This window comes from Paraburkholderia sp. RL17-381-BIF-C (assembly GCF_046026435.1).
Classification (GTDB): domain Bacteria; phylum Pseudomonadota; class Gammaproteobacteria; order Burkholderiales; family Burkholderiaceae; genus Paraburkholderia.
The window spans coordinates 63,430-83,475 of record NZ_JARESX010000008.1; the positions used below are offsets into that span (position 1 = coordinate 63,430).

Genomic DNA, 20,046 nt, shown 5'->3' on the forward strand with positions numbered 1-20,046 from the left:
GGAATAGACGGACCTGCGGCGCGGGGTCTGCGGTGAGGTGAGGTGAGGTGAGGTGAGGTGAGGTGAGGTGCGGTGAGGTGAGGTGAGGTGAGGTGCGGTGAGGTGCGGTGAGGTGAGGTGAAGAGGCGTGCGGACCGTCTACGGCCGCGAAGGCGATTGATGGGCGCTTCATCGACCAGCGGCCACAGGCTGCCCCTGCTCCGCAAACCTGCCATTGGAACAAAGAAGGCGAGCCCGCAGACTCGCCTTTCTTTATTGCGACCAAGAGCCGCGCAGCGTTATTCGAAGCGCCCCGTGCGCGCCATTTCCATCAACCGCGCGACGCGCTCCTCGGTAGCCGGGTGCGTGGAAAACAGATTCGCGATACCGCCGCCCGACAACGGATTCATGATCATCATTTGCGCGGTGGCCGGATGCTGCTCGGCGGTGGGAAACGGAATCCCGCTCGCGTAACGATGGATCTTGTCGAGCGCCGAAGCGAGCGCTTGCGGGTCGCCGGAAATCTGCGCGCCGCCACGGTCGGCTTCGAACTCACGCGCACGCGAAATCGCCATCTGAATCAGCGCGCCGGCGATCGGCGCGAGCAGCGCGACGGCAATGCCCGCGATCGGATTCGTGGGACGGCCGTTTTCGTCGCGGCTGCCGAAGAACATCGCGAAGTTCGCCAGCGCGGAAATGGCGCCGGCCATGGTGGCCGAGATGGTCGAAATCAGAATGTCGCGATGCTTCACGTGCGCGAGCTCGTGCGCCATGACGCCGCGCATTTCGCGCTCGGACAACACGCGCAGAATGCCCGTGGTGGCAGCAACCGCCGCGTGCTCCGGATTGCGGCCGGTGGCGAACGCGTTCGGCGCGTCTTCATTGATCAGGTAGACGCGCGGCATGGGCAGGCCTGCACGCGTCGAAAGCTCGCGCACCATGCGATAGAACTGCGGCGCACTGGTTTCGTCGACTTCCTGCGCGTTGTACATGCGCAGCACCATCTTGTCCGAGAACCAGTACGAAAAGAAATTCATCCCAAGGGCGATCACGAGCGCGATCGTCATGCCGCGCGACCCGCCGATCATCCCGCCGATCACGATGAAAAGGGCCGTGATCGCGGCCATCAACATCGCGGTTTTGACCCAATTGAACATGTCTGCAACTCCTTGCCCCTGACGCGGGGTTCATATCTGCACCGCGACATCGCGGCGCCTGATTGTAAGCGAACTGTTAGATATGGGCGCGCAAGGAAAATTCAATCATCTTGATGCGGTGGCGAGTTTGATACCCAAACCGACAAAAGCACTGCCGACGCCCCGATCCAGCCACTGCTTCACCAACGGCTGCCCGGAGAAACGCTGCGTCACGCTGCCCGCGACCCACGCGACAAAGCTGTTCCAGACCATGCTCATCACGACGAACACCGCGCCCAGCGTGAGGAAGGCGAGCGCTTTGTGGTCGCTGCCGGCCGTCACGAATTGCGGGAAGAACGATACGAAGAACAGCACCACCTTGGGGTTCAGCACGTTGGTCCAGAAGCCTTGCAGGAAAAGCTGCCGCAGCGACTTGGGCGCACCGGCCGCGCGCGCTTCGCCTGCTGCCTGGTCGGCGGCCGGTTTGGCGAATATGAGGCGCACGCCAAGATAAATCAGATAAATAGCGCCGACGAACTTGATGACGGTAAATGCGGTGGCCGACGCGGCCAGCACTGCGGTCAAGCCGAACGCGCAGGCCAGCGAGTGAACGCAACAACCCGCCGAGATGCCGAGCGCCGACACGAGCCCCGCGCCGCGGCCTTGAGCGACGCTGCGCCCAACGATATACGCCGTGTCGGGACCGGGCGTCACGTTCAGGAGAAAGACCGCGACAACGAAAAACTCGAAATGGGTGATGCCAAACATGGGAATCCTTGAAATCCAGCCTATTGCATGGAGGATTCTAACGCGCGGCAGGATCGTCTAGCGGGGTCTTGAACATCGGCCGAACGGACGATGTTCAGGTCATGCGCAACAGTGTTACTTTGCTTCGGGAAGTTGAAAGCGTTGTCCCACAGCCAGCGTCGAGCCGGCCAGGAATTCGCGCGCCGGCAGGCGTTTGCCGCCGGGTTTTTGCAGTTGCGTGAGGCGCAACGCGCCTTCGCCACACGCCACAACCACGCCTTCGGCAGAGATGTCGGCGATCGTGCCGGGTGCGCCGTTGGTTTTCGCATCAATGGGAACCGCGGCCCAGATCTTGATCGACGTGCCGTCTTCCAGCGTGCCGACGCCGCCGGGGAACGGGTCGAACGCCCGCACCTGGCGCGCGAGCACGGCCGCCGGGCGGCGCCAGTCGAGCGCGGCTTCGTGCTTGCCGATCTTTTCCGCGTAGGTGACGCCGTCCGCCGGTTGCGGCGTTGCGGCCAGCTTGCCGGTCCGCTCCAGTTCGACCAGCGCCTCGACGATCAGCTTCGCGCCGTCTTGCGCGAGCCGGTCGTGCAATGTGGCCGTGGTGTCGTCGCCGGAAATTGCCGTGCGCGCTTCGGAGATCATCGCGCCGGTGTCGAGGCCAACGTCCATCTGCATCAGCGTGATGCCGGTTTCGGCGTCGCCCGCTTCGATCGCGCGATGAATCGGCGCCGCGCCGCGCCAGCGCGGCAACAACGAGGCGTGAATGTTGATGCAGCCGAGCGGCGGGATATCGAGCACTTCCTGCGGCAGGATAAGCCCATACGCGGCCACCACCATGACATCGTGCGGCGTGGCGCGCAATTGCTCGATCGCGGCGGCCGCCTCAGCCGGATATTTGCCGGCGCGACGCAGCGAAGGCGGCTGGGCAACGGCGAGCCCTTGTTCCTGCGCATAGCGCTTGACCGGACTCGCCTGCAACTTCATGCCGCGGCCGGCGGGCCGGTCCGGCTGAGTCAGCACGAGCGGCACCACGAACCCGGCACTGTGGATCGCGGCCAGCGCGGCCGCGGCGAACTCCGGCGTACCGGCAAAGATGACGCGCAACGAATGACTCATGAATGGGGGCGGTAGGCGAGGTGAACGCGCATTACATGGCGTGGGCGAGCTTCTTCATCTTGCTCTTGATGCGCGTCTGCTTCAGCGACGACAGATACTCGACGAACACGCGGCCCATCAGATGATCCATTTCGTGCTGGATGCACACCGCGAGCAGGCCTTCGCAGTCCATTTCGAAAGTCTCGCCCTTCTCGTTGAGCGCCCGGACGCGCACTTTCTCCGCGCGCTCGACATTGTCGTAAATGCCCGGCACCGAGAGACAACCCTCTTCCGAGAGCTTCTTTTCGTCGCTCGACCAGATGATTTCCGGATTGATGAAGGCGAGCAGTTCGTTGTGGTCGTCCGATACGTCGATCACGATCACGCGTTCATGCACGTCCACCTGGGTTGCAGCGAGGCCGACGCCGGGCGCCGCGTACATGGTCTCGGCCATGTCCTTGACGAGGCGGCGGATGCGGTCGTTGACCGCTTCGACCGGCTTGGCAATCTTGTGCAGCCGCTTGTCCGGGTAATTGAGGATGTTCAGTAAAGCCATGATTTCGAGTGTGATTTTCAGGCGCCGCTGACCGGTGGAAGGCTCGCGTTGGCCATTCGGCCAGGTTGTGGGCTTATCGCGTTACGCAGAGGATAGATGGTGTCGAACCGGTTCGATTCAACGCGCCACATGCGCTAAACGACGAGCCCGCGCGGGTGGGCGCGGCGCTGCGGTTATTTCGGATGATGAAAATTTTAGCATGGCGCCCGCCTGCCCGCTGGCCCAGCAAGAGGATCGACTCGCAATGCACACCTTGCCTGCAACCGACATTGAACTCGCCGCGTGGCTGCGGCTTTCGCTCGCGCCGGGCCTGAAACCCGCGGCGCTACGCCTGCTGCTAAGCGCTTTTGGCCTGCCTGAAGCGATTTTCGATCAAGCGCCCGAGGCGCTCGCCGCGATTGCTGGCGAGGCGGCGGCGCGCGCGGCGCTGGCCCCGACGGGCAGCGATTTCGACGCCCGGCTCGACGCGGTGATCGCGTGGCGTGAGCAACCCGGCAATCAGATCGTGACCCTCGACGACCCCGCTTACCCACCGGCGCTGCTGACCATGCCCGATCCGCCGCCTCTTCTATATATAAAGGGTCGGCTGAATCTGTTGCACACGCGAGCAGTCGCCCTCGTGGGTAGCCGCAGCGCCACACCGCAAGGTGTCGAAGACGCCGAGCGTTTCGCACGGGAGCTTTCGGTAGCCGGCGTTACCGTCGTCTCGGGCCTCGCGCTCGGTATCGACGGCGCCGCGCATCGCGGTGGACTTGCAGGCGTCGGCGGCACCGTCGCCGTGATCGGCACGGGGGCGGATCTCGTGTACCCGGCGGCGCACCACGCACTGGCGCGGCAGATCGCCGTGCAGGGCGCGATCCTCTCCGAATGGCCGCTCGGCACGCCCGCGCGCGCCGCCAATTTCCCGCAGCGCAATCGGCTGATCGCGGGGCTCGTCAGCGGCGTGGTGATCGTCGAAGCGGCAATGCGCTCAGGTTCGCTGATCACCGCGCGACTCGCCAATGAAATGGGCCGCGATATTTTCGCGCTGCCAGGCTCGATTCACGCGCCGCTGTCGCGCGGGTGTCATCGGATCATCAAGCAGGGCGCGAAGCTTGTGGAAACGCCGGATGAGGTGCTGGAGGAACTGGGCTTCGCGCGGCGGGCCGCCCCGCGGCCGCCTTCCAGCGCGGCGCATGCCGTTCTTTCGAGCGACGCCAGCTCGACGAATACGCGAGCGCTCAGCGGCGCGACAATCAGCCGGCCGAGCTCGGCGCCGCGGCCGACGGCAGGAGTGTCCGCGGCCGACCCGGTAACCGCAAGCCACGCCGCATCGCCCCGCCCACCGCTCGATCCCGAAGCCGAACACCTCCTCGCCGCACTCGGCCACTCACCCACCACGCTTGAAATTCTCGCTACCCGCACCGAGATGGAAGACGCGGCTCTGCAAAGCCACTTGCTGCAGCTCGAACTCGCTGGCCAGGTGACTGCACTGCCCGGCGGCCGCTTCATGCGGGCGAGCCACGGCTGACCCCGCATTGATCAGCTTCAACGACCATTCGGGATCGGCCATGCTACATTCGCGCCAAAGCACCTGACAAAAGTACGTAAGGAACCACCATGCCCGCGCTGAACCTCGACACCGACCAAGACCGGATCGCCGAGCGCGTCAACGAACCCGACACGCTGTTCGTTGCCTGCCTGTGCGCGGAATGGTGCGGGACCTGCCGCGAGTATCGGGACGCTTTCGACAAACTGGCGGACCGGCACCCGGAAATCTGCTTCGCATGGATCGACATCGAAACCCATGCGGACCGCTTCGACGATCTGGATGTGGAGAATTTTCCGACCATACTGATCGAAGATTCGGTTACGACGCGGTTTTTTGGCACGGTTCTGCCGCAGGCGGCGATTGTGGAACGGATGTTGTCTGATCTGACGGCGGTGCCCGGCGTCAGCGGCGCGCCCAAGCTTCGGCCGGCGCTGGCTGCAGCCTGACTCGGGCGGCCGGCTTGCGGGCCCACCAGCTCGGGCGTTGCGAGTGGTGCACAGGGCATTTGCCGCAACTTGCCCAATGGCTGAGCGCGCAATTATGATGGCGCGCTTTATGGCACTTGACACGCCGCCTTCGCGCCGTGTGCTATAAAGCGGTCGTTAATGGGTCGCAAAGGTCGCAAACGAGGGTCGCGCTAGCAAAAGCGCACTCACGGCCATCAACCCTGATCTACCAACCTCACATCGAGTCATGTCCAAAGCACTGATCATCGCCGAAAAGCCTTCCGTCGCGAACGACATCGCGCGCGCTTTGGGCGGCTTTACCAAGCATGACGAATACTACGAAAGCGACGAATACGTCCTTTCCTCGGCAGTCGGCCACCTGCTGGAAATTGCCGCGCCCGAAGACTATGAAGTCAAGCGCGGCAAGTGGAGTTTCGCCAACCTGCCCGTCATTCCGCCGCATTTCGATCTCAATCCGATCGCCAAGAGCGAGTCGCGCCTGAAGGTGCTGACCAAGCTGCTCAAGCGCAAGGATATCGACCGTCTGATCAACGCATGTGACGCGGGGCGCGAGGGCGAGCTGATTTTCCGTCTGATCGCGCAACACGCGAAGGCCAAGCAGCCGGTACAGCGCCTGTGGCTGCAATCCATGACGGCGGGCTCGATCCGCGACGGCTTCGCCCGTCTGCGTAGCGACGAAGAGATGCAGCCGCTCGCCGATGCGGCGCGCTGCCGCTCGGAGGCGGACTGGCTGGTCGGCATCAACGGCACGCGGGCCATGACCGCGTTCAACAGCAAGGGCGGCGGCTTCTTCCTGACCACGGTCGGGCGGGTGCAAACGCCGACGCTGTCGATCGTGGTCGAGCGCGAAGAGAAAATTCGCCGCTTCGTCCCGCGCGACTATTGGGAAGTGAAGGCGGAATTCGTCTGCGCGGCCGGCTTCTACGAAGGCCGCTGGTTCGATCCGAAATTCAAGCGCGACGAGTTCGATCCGGAAAAACGCGATTCGCGTCTGTGGGCGCTGCCCGCGGCCGAAACGATCGTCGCCGCCTGCCGCGGCCAGATCGGCACGGTGACCGAGGAATCGAAGCCGTCCACGCAACTGTCGCCGGCGCTCTTCGACCTGACCAGCTTGCAGCGTGAAGCCAACGGCCGCTTCGGCTTCTCGGCGAAGAACACCTTGGGCCTCGCCCAGGCGCTGTACGAAAAGCACAAGGTGCTGACCTATCCCCGTACCGACGCGCGCGCGCTGCCGGAAGACTATATGGATACGGTCAAAGAGACGCTCGGCATGCTCAAGGAGAGCAACAACTATCTGCCGTTCGCCAAGCAGGTGCTCGACAAGGGCTGGGTAAAGCCGAACAAGCGCATCTTCGACAATTCGAAGATCAGCGACCACTTTGCAATCATCCCAACGCTGCAAGCGCCGAAAAATCTGTCCGAGCCGGAACAGAAGCTCTACGACCTCGTCGTGAAGCGCTTCCTGTCGGTGTTCTTCCCGGCCGCCGAATATCGGGTGACGACGCGGATCACCGAAGTGGTCGGCCATCACTTCAAGACTGAAGGCAAGGTGCTGGTCGAACCGGGCTGGTTGCAGGTCTATGGCCGCGAAATCAGCGGCGAAGACGCGAACCTCGTGCCGGTGCAGAAGGACGAGAAGGTCAAGACGGACAAGATCGCCGCCCAGCAACTGGTGACGAAACCGCCCGCACGGTACAACGAAGCCACCTTGCTGTCGGCCATGGAAGGCGCGGGCAAGCTCGTCGAAGACGACGAGCTACGCGAAGCCATGGCGGCCAAAGGTCTCGGCACACCGGCCACGCGTGCGGCGATCATTGAAGGTTTGCTGGGTGAAAAGTATCTGATTCGCGAAGGCCGCGATCTGATTCCGACCGCCAAGGCTTTCCAGCTCATGACGCTGTTGCGCGGCCTCGGCGTAAAGGAACTGACCGCGCCGGAACTGACTGGCGAGTGGGAATACAAGCTCTCGCAAATGGAGCGCGGCAACCTGCCGCGCGACGCGTTCATGCAGGAAATCGCCCGCATGACGCAGACCATCGTGAAGCGCGCGAAAGAGTACGATTCCGACACGATCCCCGGCGATTACGCGACGTTGGAGACGCCGTGTCCGAATTGCGGCGGTCAGGTGAAGGAGAATTACCGGCGCTTTGCGTGCTCGAAGTGCGAGTTTTCAATTTCGAAGATCCCGGGCGGACGTCAGTTCGAAATTCCGGAAGTCGAAGAGTTGCTGCAAAACAAGACGATCGGACCGCTGTCGGGTTTCCGCAGCAAGATGGGCCGGCCGTTCTCGGCGATCCTGAAGCTCTCGTTCGACGATGAGATCAAGAACTTCAAGCTCGAATTCGACTTCGGCCAGGATGCCGGCGGTGAAGACGGCGAACCGCCCGACTTCTCCGAGCAGCAGCCGGTCGGCGCGTGCCCGAAGTGCAAGGGCCGCGTGTTCGAGCACGGCATGAGCTACGTCTGCGAAAACTCGGTCGCCAATCCGAAGACTTGCGACTTCCGCTCCGGCAAGGTGATCCTGCAGCAGGAAATTGCCCGCGAACAGATGTCCAAGCTACTCGAAGAAGGCCGCACTGACCTGCTGACCAACTTCAAGTCGTCACGTACCGGCCGGAACTTCAAGGCATTCCTAGTCAAGCAGAACGACGGCAAGATCGGCTTCGAGTTCGAGAAGAAGGAGCCGTCGGCGAAAACTGCAGCGAAGACCGCGGCGGCCAAGTCGGCTGCCAAGGCAGCGGCGGATTCGGTGGATTCGGAGTCTGAGGACGGTGACGCTCCGGTCGCGGTCAAGGCCACGCCGGCAGCCAAAAAGGTGGCGGCTAAGAAGGCACCCGCAACCAAGACCGCAGCAGCCAAAAAGGCGCCCGCGAGGAAAACGGCGGCACGCAAAACCGGCTCGTAAGTGGACCGGCGGCCGGAGCGAGATTCATCTCCGGCCGGCTTCATTCGAGGCCACCATAAGAAAAGGCGCGATCACTTGTGTGATCGCGCCTTTTTTGTTGCTTCTCCGGAAAACGCCCTGTGCGGGCGCCGCCGGCTTTATCGATTCACCACTGATTGACCACTTACAGCGGCGACAAGGCCGTGGGTCGAGTGCGGGTCGTTGTTTTTGCCAGCGACTTCGGCAGCGGCGATAACTCGCTGTCCAGCAAGCGCGAGAGCGGCTCAGCGCCGTCGAAGGCTTCCGGCGGCATCGGATCCGCGGAATCGGGCGCCGTCGTCATAGCGGTCCGGCCAAGGCCGTCCTCCTTGATCCACTGTTCACCAAGCAGGCTGTTCGGCGTCTGGCTGAAATGCTCGACCAGATGGTCGATGAACGTACGCACCTTGGCCGGCAAATGGCGGCGGCTCGGATACGCAATGTTGATCTCGACCTGCGGCAGCCGGTAGTCGCCGAGCAGCCTCACGAGCCTGCCGCGCGTCATGTCACGGCCGATCAGATAGCTCGGCAGGATGGCGATGCCCATGCCGAGCAGCGCAAACTGACGCAGCATTTCGGTGTTGTTCGCCACGATCACGTTCGACGGACGCACGCGGACCTCGCCGTCCGGGCCGGTGAACACGCGCTCGTCGCCCCAATATTCGGAAGGCAAGCTCAGGCACGGATGCTCGAGCAGATGCTCCGGACGCGTGGGCATGCCGTGCTTCTCCAGATACGCCGGCGTAGCGCACACGGTCATGCAACCCGTGGTGAGACGCCGCGTGACGATGCTCGCGCTGCGCATTTGCCGCGCGATCACCACGCCCACGTCGAAGCCTTCTTCGACCAGATCGACCTGGCGGTCGACCAACGTGACATCGGGGATAACTTTCGGATAGCGCTCCGCGTACGTCTGAAGCACGGGCGCGAGATTGTGCAACCCGAACACCACCGGCGCGACGATTCGCAACGTACCGACGGGTTCGTGATTGCGCGCGACCACCATCTGCTCGACGTCTTCCAGTTCGTCGAGAATCTGGCGCGCACGCTCGAGATAAACCTGGCCTGATTCGGTCAGAGACAAGCTGCGGGTGGTGCGATTGAGCAGTCGCGTACCGAGACGGCCTTCGAGGTCGGCAACGTGACGGGTGGCAACTGCGTTGGAAATATCCATCGCGCTCGCAGCGCGGGCAAAACTGCCGAGATCCGCCACTTTGACGAAAACTCGCATCGACTGCAAATGATCCATAGGACAACTCCTGCCGTGTTACTGCTTCCTGACAATTAGTGAAAACCAGTGAAGCGAACTTGGAATTCTCCTACGACTCGGGAAATCGTGTGTAAGTTGCCCGCGAAAGCGGAAATATTGTCAATATTTGTGCGACTGTGCGCCCTAACATGGGGCGCGATCATCGATTGTTCCGAGAAAAGAAACAATCTGCTGCAATGCAGCTTGCAAGGCCTTTTTTTACCCAACAGACGTAAAGCTTGTGCGCGCGGTGTGGAATCAGAAAGAAATCGCCCTGCGGTCGCCTCCAAAAGAAAAACCGCCCGAAGGCGGTTTTTCATGCGAAGTGAATACTCACATGATCAGGCGGCAAGTTTTCCTTCGAGCGCTCGTTTGGCTTGGGTCAGCGCGGGCGGCAGGCCCTGCTGCAGTGTGTCAAACAGTTCCGAGTGTAGTGCGAGTTCGTCGCGCCACGCTGCGTCGTCCACGGAAATCACCTGCTCGAACTGCTCGCGGCTGAAATTCAGCCCGCTCCAGTCGATGTCCTCATAGTGCGGCGACACGCCGAAAGCATGTTCCTCACCCTGAGCCGAGCCTTCGATCCGGCCGACCATCCAGCTCAGCACCCGCATGTTCTCGCCAAAGCCCGGCCAGACGAACTTGCCGTCCGCGCCCTTGCGGAACCAGTTGACGCAGAAGATTTTCGGCAGTGTCGCGCCCAGTTGCTGCAGATGCTCGCCGGTCTTGAGCCAATGACCGAAGTAGTCGCTCATGTTGTAGCCGCAGAACGGCAGCATCGCGAACGGATCGCGGCGCACCACGCCCTGCTGGCCGGCCGCCGCGGCGGTCGTTTCGGAACCCATGGTAGCCGCCATGTAGACGCCTTCCACCCAGTTGCGCGCTTCGGTGACGAGCGGCACGGTGGTAGAGCGGCGTCCGCCGAAGATAAACGCGTCGATCGCGACGCCCGCTGGATTTTCCCAGTCGGCGTCGATCGAGGGGCATTGCGAGGCCGGCGCCGTGAAGCGCGCGTTCGGGTGCGCCGCCTTGCGGCCGCTTTCCTTCGCGCTCGCCGGCGTCCAGTCCTTGCCCTGCCAGTCGATCAGGTGCGCGGGCGCTTCGTCCGTCATGCCTTCCCACCAGACGTCGCCGTCGTCGGTCAGCGCAACGTTGGTGAAGATCACGTTTTCTTTCAACGTGGCCATGGCGTTGAAGTTGGTCTTCTCGCTCGTGCCCGGCGCCACGCCGAAGTAGCCGGCTTCCGGATTGATCGCGTACAGGCGGCCGTCCTTGCCCGGTTTGATCCAGGCGATATCGTCGCCGATCGTGGAGATTTTCCAGCCGTTCAGGCCTTCCGGCGGGATCAGCATCGCAAAGTTGGTCTTGCCGCACGCCGACGGAAACGCCGCCGCGACATGATGCTTGCGCCCTTCCGGCGAGGTCACGCCGAGAATCAGCATATGCTCGGCCAGCCAGCCTTCGGCGCGGCCCATGGTCGAGGCGATGCGCAGCGCGAAACACTTTTTGCCGAGCAGCGCATTGCCGCCGTAGCCCGAGCCGTAGCTCCAGATTTCGCGCGATTCAGGGAAGTGAACGATGTATTTGGTGGCGTTGCACGGCCACGGCACGTCTTTCTCGCCCGCCGCGAGCGGCGCGCCGACCGAGTGGACGCACGGCACGAATTCGCCGTCTTCGCCCAGCACGTCGTAAACCTCACGGCCCATGCGCGTCATGATGCGCATGTTAGTGACCACGTACGGACTGTCGCTCAGTTCCACGCCAATATGCGCGATCGGCGAACCGAGCGGCCCCATCGAAAACGGCACCACGTACATGGTGCGGCCGCGCATGGCGCCCTCGAACAGGCCGTCGAGCGTCGAGCGCATCTCGGCCGGGGCGATCCAGTTATTGGTGGGGCCCGCGTCTTCGCGGTGCTGCGAGCAGATGAAGGTGCGATCTTCGACGCGCGCCACGTCGGACGGGTCGGACCATGCGAGATAAGAATTGGGACGCCTGGCGGGGTTGAGTTTTTTGAGAGTGCCCGCTTCGACCATCTGCGCGCAAAGCCGGTCGTATTCTTCCTGCGAGCCGTCGCACCAGACGATCCGCTCCGGCTTGGTCATCGCAGCGACGCGCTGCACCCAGTTGACCAGTTTTCGGTTCTTGACCCACGCGGGCGCCTCGATAGTGGGCTGACCTTCGAATGAGGGATGATTCATCGACTTGTCTCCGTTTTGAAAGCAATAGAAAAACGGTACAAGCCCAGCGACGCTGCATGCGAGAGGCGTTCAATTCTTCACGCCGGGGTTGCTGCCACCCGACGCGCAATTGTGCAGGTCATTCCGGGCCACACAGCCTGTTGAGCGGAGAGGCCAGCCGACGGGGCTTCTGCAACCGTCTGTAAAGCGGCTTGCCTCAACACGCAACAAACTGTTAAAAACGATGTCAATCGGCCTTTGCCGTGGCGCTACCATTCTGTGCGGTAGCTACTACGGTAAGGCATTCAGCCAGACCGGCATGTGACCTAGGTCACATGGTGGGACAGTCAGCATAACACTCCGTTCCGCACCACCAAGGTGCGTCGCAAGACACATACCATGAAGATTGCCATCCTCGACGATTATCAGGACGCCGTTCGCAAGCTCGACTGCTTTCAATTGCTGGCCGACCACGAGGTCAAGGTTTTTAACAACACCGTCCGCGGTCTGGGCCAATTGGCAAGCCGTCTCTCCGAAGTCGACGCACTCGTTCTGATTCGCGAACGCACCCGCATCAACTCGCAACTGCTCGACAAACTTCCGCGTTTGCGCATGATCAGCCAGACCGGCAAGGTTTCGAGCCACATCGATCTGGCGGCCTGTACCGAGCGCGGCATTGCCGTGCTCGAAGGCACCGGCTCGCCGTACGCGCCCGCCGAATTGACGTGGGCTCTCATCATGGCGGCCCAGAGGCGGATTCCGCAATACGTAGCAAACCTTAAGCAAGGAGCCTGGCAGCAGTCTGGTCTGAAGACGTCGGCGCTGCCGCCGAACTTTGGTTTGGGGCAAGTGTTGCGCGGTCAGACACTGGGAATCTGGGGTTACGGCAAGATCGGCCAGCTGCTTGCCGGATACGGCAAGGCATTCGGCATGAACGTGCTGATCTGGGGCCGCGAGCATTCGCGCGAAGCCGCTCGCGCCGACGGTTACAGCGTGGCGGAGAGTCGCGAGGCGCTATTCGAGCAGAGCGACGTGCTGTCGCTACATTTGCGCCTGCACGACGACACGCGCGGCATCGTCAAACAGGAAGACCTGATGCGGATGAAACCGACCGCGCTGCTCGTGAACACGAGCCGGGCCGAGCTGCTCGACGAAAACGCGCTGGTGAACGCGTTGTCGCACAATCGTCCGGGGATGGTCGCTATCGACGTCTACGAAAGCGAGCCGATTCTGCAGGGCTACAGCCTGCTGCGCATGGAAAACGTGATCTGCACGCCGCACATCGGCTACGTGGAGCGGGAAAGCTACGAGCAGTATTTCACCGCCGCATTCAACAACATTCTGGCTTTCGACGCTGGCGATACGAGCAGCGTGGCGAATCCGGAAGCGTTACAGGGCGGCCGCCGGCGTTAAGAACGGCAGGTTCCGCGATGGGCGGCTCGGTGCCCACTGAGCCGCAGGAGAGTTCGTCCAGCGGGGTTCGCGCAGTATCGGCCCTCGCCACCGCTAGTGCTCTCACCGCGCCGTTTCGTGCGCGGCGGCTTCCATCAGATCGGGCATGCGTTCGAGAAAGGTCTCGCCATCGGCGCGGCCAAGGTTATACGCGTGCACCATCTGCGAGGGGCTCGTGTAATCCCAACTGGAAATCGGCACCTTGCGCGACGGCTGCACATAGAGCCGTCGCTGTACGCCGTGCGGCACGACGAACATCTGCGGCCGCGGATAGAGACGGGTGACCATCACGAGCACGTTGCCGGGTGCCTCGGAGTCGAGCGCGCCGACTGGCACGTTATCGACCATGCCGCCGTCCAGCACCGGCCGGCCGTTGCGCCGTAGCACCGGCGTGAACGGCGGCGTACTCGACGATTGCAGGATCAGATCCGCCAGATCTTCGACGCTCGCGCAATCTTGCGCGCGCACGAACTCCGGATGAAAGCCAAGCGTTTGCCCGAGCGTTGGATGCAGCGTCTTGCGCACGTACTTTTCGATGTTGTACGCGATCAGACCGGCGGCCACCGCGCTGCGCGCACCGAGCCAGCGCGGCAGATGCGACACGCCGATGCGGATTTCCGGCGCATCGGCGAGCGTCGAAAACTTCTCGCCGTAGATGTCGAGCAGCGCCTGACGGTAGATACGGTAATGCGGAAACACCGACTCGCCACGCAGCAGGTTGCCCCAGTAGGCGTTGCGGGTGTTGTGACGCAACGCGTCTTCGTAATAGCGCATCACCCAGTCGGAATCGCGCGTGTAGAGCATGCACGCGGTGGCGGCGCCGGCCGAAATGCCGGTGATGACGCGCGGCCGGATCCGCAATTCCGGCTGCACCACGTCCCAGAAACCCGCCTGCCACCAACAGCGATTGCCACCGCCGGCGAATACGACCTGATCGAACATCCTGATTTTTCCTCTTATGCGGCGCTCTGCCCGTTTTAGTCGAGTAGTGCGTAGGTCGTGGTGGCGTGGACGGCCATATTGCCGGCTTCGTCGAACAATTCGACCTCACCAAACACGAGGTTGCGGCCCATGCGTAGCACTCGCGCGGTGATCAGCACGTCGCCCTTGCGCACCGTGCGCATGAAATTGATATTGAGCGAGACCGTACTCATCGGCTTGAAACCGCCGAGTGCGGCCGAAATGGCGACGATCATCGCCGTGTCCGCCGCGGCCATGAAGACCTGGCCGCAGATCACGCCACCCGCGTGACGCAGGCCGCCCGAAAACGGCAGGCGCAGCGTGGCGCTTTCTTCATCGACCTTGACTGGCGTCAGCGTAAGCGCGCGGACCCACGGCGCGAGGATGCGGTCGAGTAATTCGATAATCTCTTTGTCATCCATGGCAAGCCCCCGGTCGAAAGCCGCGCGATGCTGCGTGCGGCAAAGTGTCCGCGACATGATACCGGGACGATATAGACAACGCTTTTTTCACGACAGCGAGTCCATTGAGGAATGCCTCGGGGCCGTCGATGCAAATATTTTTAAGAAATCTGCTAAAGGGGCTTGGCAAGCCCGAAAAATTTCTGCATAATTTCGCTTCTGTTGGGGGCGTTAGCTCAGTTGGTAGAGCAGCGGACTCTTAATCCGTAGGTCGAGTGTTCGAGTCACTCACGCCCCACCAAGATTCAAAGCAAAAAGCCCGGTCCTTGCGACCGGGCTTTTTGCTTTTCGGGTTCATGTGGGCACGGTGTGGGCATTAGGGGTGAACATCGATCCATGCGATTAGCGCGCCCAAGTCCGCGCGTCTGGCTCTACAGAAATCTAACTTCGAACGACAGTCAGCTATCGATCAAACACGGGCACGGTTGCATCGGCGACGAAACCATCGTCAATACACTGCTCATCTGACTCTTGAACGTATCTCCATCAGGCGATAGGCGCAATAAGCCAAGTTGGCCAATTGCCAGGTACCGTCGAGCGGTGATAGCAATCAGCGACAGAGTATCGCGTAATGCGATGGCCAATCTCGCCCCCACGGGACGCTGCAAATTCAGCATCATGCCAAGCCCGACATCGCCGTACTTGAGATGAGCGCAGCGCCGCAGGATGTCTTGTGGCCGTCAAACGCCACTGCGCGCCCGTCGACCCGGACTGTTTCGTCGCCTTCGATAATGACGCAGTTGTTGTGCCCCGACTTTGGACATGTGCACTTGTCGCCCACGCACGCAACGGCTCGCCCCATGACGGTCGAACCGTCCCGACCAGTGACTACCTTACCGCCATGGCTCGTAGAGTCGCCAACTCGGATCACCCCTCGCAAGACTGCCCCCTTCGAAAACATTGCATACCGGCGCATAAACCCTCGCTGATGTCGATGCGCTGGATTACCAGCACCTGTTCGAGCGCTTTCTGAGCATGTCCCCACTGCAGGCGAATGGGACGATTGTTCTGATCGAGGACACCGGAAGCGAATGCCCGCAATAGATCCGCAGAATTCACAGTTAATCTCTTGGAGTTCTTTGCTGATCGACCTTAACCGCCGTCCAGCCTTTGATTGATCGTCCGCGTCGCCCGGGTTCGTCAATTCATCGACCGGAGAAACGCAATTCGTCTGATTTTAGCAAACTCGATATTGCGCAACATGTTCGACACAAAATTTATCAGCCCCTCCAAACGGCCACTTGATTTTCGGCGCTTAAAGAAAATTGAAGAATTCCTTTCTTCAATCGACCTCCAGGAAAGAGCGACTACAATCAAACTGCCAGCTCATTTATGCGGACTGGCTAAATCAAACGTCTTGCTCAAAAAATATTGCTCGTTCGCCCGACTGTTTTCCAGCGACGTTGTCGTATTACGATGCTGCGTTTTATACCGCGTTATCCAGACCGTAAGCTCCGTGTCGCAAATCGGAGAAATCGGACGTATCCGCAGAGACCGGCGTGCCACAGGAGCACTTTAGGCGTCACCCGTTCGCCTTCCTTCGCTGTGGATCAGCTCACGATGGGACTTGCATCCACAAGATTGCGCCCATGCTGGGCGCACAAAGCAAAAAGCAAAAAGCCCGGTCGCAAGGACCGGGCTTTTTGCTTTTCAGCCTCCCCAAAGGCACTGCAAAGGCCAACCTTCGCGCGCCCGCCTTCCGATACCATGTCGGCTGCCCTCGCCGCCCTCCATGCGGCGCAAAGCTTTGCACTTCCCCGCACCGACAAAAACATGCACACGATCGACCGCCCCGCTCGCCGCTCCTTCTGGCAGCGGGCCTTGTCATGGGATCTCAACGACCCTCGCCTGAGCGCCGCCGCCCGTGTGTGGATCCCGGTCCTCTTCGGCCTGTGGTCGCTTTTCCTCGGCCAGGACCGCAATTGGGACGGGTTCAACTATCACCAGTACAACGGCTTCGCGTTCCTGAACGACAAGCTGCATACCGACTTCGCGCCGGCCGGCATGCAGACCTACTTCAATCCGATGCTCGACGTCTTCTACTACGCGTTGAACCGGACGTTTCCCGCGCCGCTGGCGGGCTTCATCATGGGCACGCTGCACGGCCTCAATTTCGTGCTGTTGCTGTCGATCATCCGGCGAACCCTGCCGCAACTGCCCCCCGAAGACGCGAACCGCACGCCTCTACTGCTTGCCGCAGCCGGCATCCTGACAGCGAATTTTCTGTCCGGCTTCGGCAATTCCATGGGCGACGACACGACCACGCTGTTCGTGCTCGCCGCGCTGCTGCTCGTCTTGCATCTGTGGGACCGGTTGGCAACGTGGTCGGCGGCCACCGCTGCGGGACTCGTAAGCGCGGGCCTCGTCGCCGGCCTTGGCATGGGCCTCAAGCTGACCAATGCGCCGTTTGCCCTCGCCCTTTGCGCAGGGTTGCTGCTGTTACCAGCAACACCGTTCGCGCGCGTGCGCGCCGCTTTCCTGTTCGGCGTGGGCGCTCTCGCCGGCTTGCTGGCTGCGGGCGGCTACTGGATGGCAGTAATGTGGCACACGTTCGGCAACCCGTTCTTTCCGCAGTTCAGCTCGATCTTCCCCAATCCGCTCAGCCCGCCGAGCGGCGTCGCGGATCAATCGTGGCTGCCGAAAAACGCGCGCGAATACATTCTCTGGCCTTTCGTCTTTGCATTCGATTCGAAGCGCGTCGGACAAGCGCGCCTGCATCAGATCATCTGGCCCGTCGTGTACGTGCTGTTCTGGACGCTGGCCGCCACCCGGCTCGCGGAGCTATTGCGCCGCAGGCCTCGAACCCGACGACTGAGTTCGCGAGCGGCATATGTCACGACTTTCGTGGCGCTGGGCTACTTCCTGTGGATGATTCTGTTCAGCATCTACCGCTATGTCGTTCCGATCGAAACACTGACGCCGCTCGTCGCGTATCTGCTGCTCTACCGGCTATTGCCCTACCTGACGGCGCGACGGGTCGCCGCATGGTTGCTCTGCGTGACGACGATGGTTGTCGTGGCCGGCGGCGTCGAGACGTGGGGACACGAGCGCTGGGCAAGGTCGGCCTTCCGTGCCGACGTGCCCGCTTTGATTAGCCCTCAGAACACGACGGCGGTTATTGTCGGCGGGAATCCGCCATGGGGCTGGATCGTGCAGTTCTTTCCCGTGTCGGTCTCGTTCACGCAGATCGACGGCAGCTTTCCCTACTCGCCGCAATTCGATCAGCACATAGCGGAGCTTGTGCGTTCTCGTGGCGGTCCCGCGTATGCGATCATCGAAGGCCGACATAACTGGCGCGTCGACAACGTGGCGAAAATGGATCGGATCGCCAATGCCATCGGACTGACCGAGGGCGTGAAAGGCTGCAACACGATACAAGCCGCGATCGATCGCCTGCACCTGCACGCGAGCCTGCAATGGACGCCGAACGCCGCCGACAATCGCATGTGCCGGCTCGACATCCGCCACGATGACGTGCGCGACGTGGCCGCGGAGAATGCACAACTGATCGAACAGGCGCGTCCTGTTCTGGAGCGGCATGGCTTCACCATCGACGCCAATTCCTGCGCCACTTACCGCGCCTATGTCGGCCAAGGCGTCTTTCCGTACCAATGGTGCGGCATCACGCATCGCTAAAACCGCAAGGCCCGGGGCGCAACATCACGGGCCGGCCATAGCAATTTCCTTCAATACACCCGGCACCCTCGCCCGATACCTTTGAGCGCCGCAGATCCTGCGCACTTCCGTATCGAGGCTTCCGATGACCGCACTGCTCTCCATGGCCGCATTCGCGCTGGCCTGTTCTATTTCACCGGGCCCGGTGAATGTCGTCGCGCTCAGCGCCGGCGCGCAACATGGCCTGGCCGCGAGCATGCGGCATGTCACCGGCGCGACCGTCGGCTTCACTGTGCTGCTTCTGCTGATTGGCCTCGGGCTGCATGAACTGCTCGCCCGTTTCCCCGACCTGATCGCCATAGTCAAATGGGCCGGCGTGGGCTTCCTGCTCTACATGGCCTACAAACTCGCTGTCGACGACGGCCAACTCGGCGCGGACAAGCCGGCGCGCGGACCGTCCTTCGCCTACGGCGCGGCCATGCAGTGGCTCAATCCAAAAGCCTGGCTCGCGTCGCTGGCCGGCATGGGTGCGTATGCAGCCGACGGCGACGGCAGGCTCATCGCGCAATTCACCGTGCTGTACTTCGTGATCTGCTATCTGTCGATCGCCAGTTGGGCCTACGCCGGCACGTTCCTGCGCAAATACCTGCAGCAACCGCAGCGGGTGAGGTTCTTCAATCGCATATTGGCGGCGTTGCTCGCGGCGAGCGCGCTGTATCTGCTCGCAGCTTGACGCACGGCCGCCGCCACAGCTTCAACTGCGATACTGCCCCGGCGTCGCCGCGACCAGCCGCTTGAAGATTCTCTGCAAATGCGCCTGATCGGCAAAACCGGCGTCGAGCGCGACCTCCGCAATCACCCGGCCGCGCCTGAGTTGGGCACGGCTGTATTGAATACGCCGGTTGATCAGGTATGCGTGCGGCGTCATGCCGTAGCGCTGCTTGAAAGCGCGGATCAGATGCGACGCGGACAGGCCGACCGCGTCGCAAATGTCTTCGAGTTTTAGCGAGCGCGTGCAGTTTTCAGCAATGAACTCCGCCGCACGCGTGAGTTGACGGGTCGCGTCACGATCCGGCAAGACCGCCGGATTCAGCTTGTTTTGTACTTCGGAGAAGAAGGCGATAGCCGCGCTTTCCTTGCGCAACACGTCGGCGTTACTGTCGACGAGAATCGCATGCAGCCGGTTCAAACCGCCGAACAATGCAGCGTCTGTAGACATGGTCTGCGAGAACGCGTGAAACGCGTGGTTCTCGTTGAAACCCAATTCGTGTTGCAGTGACGTGAGCCATGCGACGTCGACATGCATCATGCGATACGACCAGCGCTCGCCGGCAACCGGATTACAGGCGTGCACGTCGTCCGGATTCATCATGACGACCGCGCCCGTGCCGATCCATTCACGCGTGCGGCGATTCAGATAGACGCTGCGTCCGCCGGTCACGGCGCCGATGGAGAAGGTTTCGTGCGAATGTTTGGCGTAGCAGACCTCGCGGCCGTCTTCGATGGAGCGCACCTCGATGAACGGCAACGCATCATTGCGCCAGAACCGCGGCGCGCAAGCGCTTTTCGCGTGAACAGCCGCCTGCGTGATTCCGCTCATCTGTGCGCTCTCCGATTATTGCGTAGGCCTCGCCGCAGCAAGGCCTACGTATCGTAGCCGCCAAACGCACCATCAACAAGCCGACTCACTAA

At 61.9% G+C, this 20,046-nt stretch carries 16 protein-coding genes and 1 tRNA gene; 7 read left to right on the forward strand and 10 right to left on the reverse strand.

What is annotated here, in order from left to right; genetic code table 11:
- Positions 1-278 precede the first annotated feature (278 nt).
- The 4 genes from htpX to def form a co-directional block, all read right to left on the reverse strand.
- Positions 279-1,136, reverse strand: coding sequence for a zinc metalloprotease HtpX (htpX, locus tag P0D70_RS07920; protein ID WP_091797303.1), 858 nt, complete (start codon positions 1,134-1,136; stop codon positions 279-281).
- Between the two features lie 105 nt (positions 1,137-1,241).
- Complete coding sequence (locus P0D70_RS07925) at positions 1,242-1,883, reverse strand: LysE family translocator (RefSeq protein ID WP_408184000.1); 642 nt, start codon at positions 1,881-1,883, stop codon at positions 1,242-1,244.
- 114 nt (positions 1,884-1,997) lie between these two features.
- Positions 1,998-2,984, reverse strand: coding sequence for a methionyl-tRNA formyltransferase (gene fmt / locus P0D70_RS07930; RefSeq protein WP_408184001.1), 987 nt, complete (start codon positions 2,982-2,984; stop codon positions 1,998-2,000).
- A 31-nt stretch (positions 2,985-3,015) separates the two neighbouring features.
- Positions 3,016-3,519, reverse strand: coding sequence for a peptide deformylase (def, locus tag P0D70_RS07935; RefSeq protein ID WP_091797312.1), 504 nt, complete (start codon positions 3,517-3,519; stop codon positions 3,016-3,018).
- 244 nt (positions 3,520-3,763) lie between these two features.
- On the opposite strand from def, the gene dprA reads away from it, so the two are divergent.
- From dprA to P0D70_RS07950, 3 genes are all read left to right on the forward strand, one after another.
- A complete protein-coding gene (dprA, locus tag P0D70_RS07940) occupies positions 3,764-5,029 on the forward strand; it encodes a DNA-processing protein DprA (protein WP_408184002.1) in 1,266 nt (421 codons plus the stop codon).
- Positions 5,030-5,118: 89 nt separating this feature from the next.
- The gene (locus P0D70_RS07945) at positions 5,119-5,496 is read left to right on the forward strand and encodes a thioredoxin family protein (protein WP_091797318.1); all 378 of its coding nucleotides are present in this window, start codon (positions 5,119-5,121) and stop codon (positions 5,494-5,496) included.
- 247 nt (positions 5,497-5,743) lie between these two features.
- Positions 5,744-8,422 (forward strand): DNA topoisomerase III, encoded by a 2,679-nt coding sequence (locus P0D70_RS07950; protein WP_091797321.1) that lies wholly within the window; start codon positions 5,744-5,746, stop codon positions 8,420-8,422.
- A 163-nt stretch (positions 8,423-8,585) separates the two neighbouring features.
- Here P0D70_RS07950 and gvmR read toward each other — a convergent pair whose 3' ends face one another.
- Both gvmR and P0D70_RS07960 read right to left on the reverse strand, forming a co-directional pair.
- Complete coding sequence (gvmR, locus tag P0D70_RS07955) at positions 8,586-9,689, reverse strand: transcriptional regulator GvmR (protein WP_408184003.1); 1,104 nt, start codon at positions 9,687-9,689, stop codon at positions 8,586-8,588.
- A 341-nt stretch (positions 9,690-10,030) separates the two neighbouring features.
- Positions 10,031-11,887 carry a phosphoenolpyruvate carboxykinase (GTP) gene (locus tag P0D70_RS07960; RefSeq protein WP_408184004.1) on the reverse strand — a complete coding sequence of 619 codons (1,857 nt, stop codon included), beginning with the start codon at positions 11,885-11,887 and terminating at the stop codon, positions 10,031-10,033.
- Between the two features lie 378 nt (positions 11,888-12,265).
- Between P0D70_RS07960 and P0D70_RS07965 the strand changes: the two genes are divergently transcribed.
- Positions 12,266-13,279, forward strand: a complete 1,014-nt coding sequence (locus P0D70_RS07965; RefSeq protein WP_408184005.1) for a D-2-hydroxyacid dehydrogenase family protein — start codon at positions 12,266-12,268, stop codon at positions 13,277-13,279.
- A gap of 102 nt (positions 13,280-13,381) precedes the next feature.
- Here P0D70_RS07965 and P0D70_RS07970 read toward each other — a convergent pair whose 3' ends face one another.
- Together P0D70_RS07970 and P0D70_RS07975 are read right to left on the reverse strand one after the other, a co-directional pair.
- Positions 13,382-14,260: a patatin-like phospholipase family protein gene (locus tag P0D70_RS07970; protein WP_408184006.1), complete on the reverse strand. Its 879-nt coding sequence runs from the start codon at positions 14,258-14,260 to the stop codon at positions 13,382-13,384.
- A gap of 35 nt (positions 14,261-14,295) precedes the next feature.
- Positions 14,296-14,700 (reverse strand): PaaI family thioesterase, encoded by a 405-nt coding sequence (locus P0D70_RS07975; RefSeq protein WP_309395355.1) that lies wholly within the window; start codon positions 14,698-14,700, stop codon positions 14,296-14,298.
- A gap of 204 nt (positions 14,701-14,904) precedes the next feature.
- On the opposite strand from P0D70_RS07975, the gene P0D70_RS07980 reads away from it, so the two are divergent.
- Positions 14,905-14,980 (forward strand) — tRNA-Lys (locus P0D70_RS07980).
- A 375-nt stretch (positions 14,981-15,355) separates the two neighbouring features.
- Here the strand turns inward: P0D70_RS07980 and P0D70_RS07985 are convergent.
- Positions 15,356-15,619 carry a PAAR domain-containing protein gene (locus P0D70_RS07985; RefSeq protein ID WP_091800903.1) on the reverse strand — a complete coding sequence of 88 codons (264 nt, stop codon included), beginning with the start codon at positions 15,617-15,619 and terminating at the stop codon, positions 15,356-15,358.
- An 893-nt stretch (positions 15,620-16,512) separates the two neighbouring features.
- On the opposite strand from P0D70_RS07985, the gene P0D70_RS07990 reads away from it, so the two are divergent.
- The gene (locus tag P0D70_RS07990) at positions 16,513-18,375 is read left to right on the forward strand and encodes a hypothetical protein (protein WP_408184007.1); all 1,863 of its coding nucleotides are present in this window, start codon (positions 16,513-16,515) and stop codon (positions 18,373-18,375) included.
- A gap of 124 nt (positions 18,376-18,499) precedes the next feature.
- Positions 18,500-19,087 (forward strand): LysE family translocator, encoded by a 588-nt coding sequence (locus P0D70_RS07995; RefSeq protein ID WP_408184008.1) that lies wholly within the window; start codon positions 18,500-18,502, stop codon positions 19,085-19,087.
- Between the two features lie 21 nt (positions 19,088-19,108).
- Here the strand turns inward: P0D70_RS07995 and P0D70_RS08000 are convergent, their stop codons facing one another.
- Positions 19,109-19,954, reverse strand: coding sequence for an AraC family transcriptional regulator (locus tag P0D70_RS08000; RefSeq protein WP_408184009.1), 846 nt, complete (start codon positions 19,952-19,954; stop codon positions 19,109-19,111).
- Positions 19,955-20,046 lie beyond the last annotated feature (92 nt).

Excerpts from the sequence above, each read along its gene's own strand:
- htpX (WP_091797303.1), bottom strand. The coding sequence starts at position 1,136 with ATGTTCAATTGGGTCAAAACCGCGATGTTGATGGCCGCGATCACGGCC.
- P0D70_RS07925 (WP_408184000.1), bottom strand. The coding sequence starts at position 1,883 with ATGTTTGGCATCACCCATTTCGAGTTTTTCGTTGTCGCGGTCTTTCTC.
- fmt (WP_408184001.1), bottom strand. The coding sequence starts at position 2,984 with ATGAGTCATTCGTTGCGCGTCATCTTTGCCGGTACGCCGGAGTTCGCC.
- def (WP_091797312.1), bottom strand. The coding sequence starts at position 3,519 with ATGGCTTTACTGAACATCCTCAATTACCCGGACAAGCGGCTGCACAAG.
- dprA (WP_408184002.1), top strand. The coding sequence starts at position 3,764 with ATGCACACCTTGCCTGCAACCGACATTGAACTCGCCGCGTGGCTGCGG.
- P0D70_RS07945 (WP_091797318.1), top strand. The coding sequence starts at position 5,119 with ATGCCCGCGCTGAACCTCGACACCGACCAAGACCGGATCGCCGAGCGC.
- P0D70_RS07950 (WP_091797321.1), top strand. The coding sequence starts at position 5,744 with ATGTCCAAAGCACTGATCATCGCCGAAAAGCCTTCCGTCGCGAACGAC.
- gvmR (WP_408184003.1), bottom strand. The coding sequence starts at position 9,689 with ATGGATCATTTGCAGTCGATGCGAGTTTTCGTCAAAGTGGCGGATCTC.
- P0D70_RS07960 (WP_408184004.1), bottom strand. The coding sequence starts at position 11,887 with ATGAATCATCCCTCATTCGAAGGTCAGCCCACTATCGAGGCGCCCGCG.
- P0D70_RS07965 (WP_408184005.1), top strand. The coding sequence starts at position 12,266 with ATGAAGATTGCCATCCTCGACGATTATCAGGACGCCGTTCGCAAGCTC.
- P0D70_RS07970 (WP_408184006.1), bottom strand. The coding sequence starts at position 14,260 with ATGTTCGATCAGGTCGTATTCGCCGGCGGTGGCAATCGCTGTTGGTGG.
- P0D70_RS07975 (WP_309395355.1), bottom strand. The coding sequence starts at position 14,700 with ATGGATGACAAAGAGATTATCGAATTACTCGACCGCATCCTCGCGCCG.
- P0D70_RS07990 (WP_408184007.1), top strand. The coding sequence starts at position 16,513 with ATGCACACGATCGACCGCCCCGCTCGCCGCTCCTTCTGGCAGCGGGCC.
- P0D70_RS07995 (WP_408184008.1), top strand. The coding sequence starts at position 18,500 with ATGACCGCACTGCTCTCCATGGCCGCATTCGCGCTGGCCTGTTCTATT.
- P0D70_RS08000 (WP_408184009.1), bottom strand. The coding sequence starts at position 19,954 with ATGAGCGGAATCACGCAGGCGGCTGTTCACGCGAAAAGCGCTTGCGCG.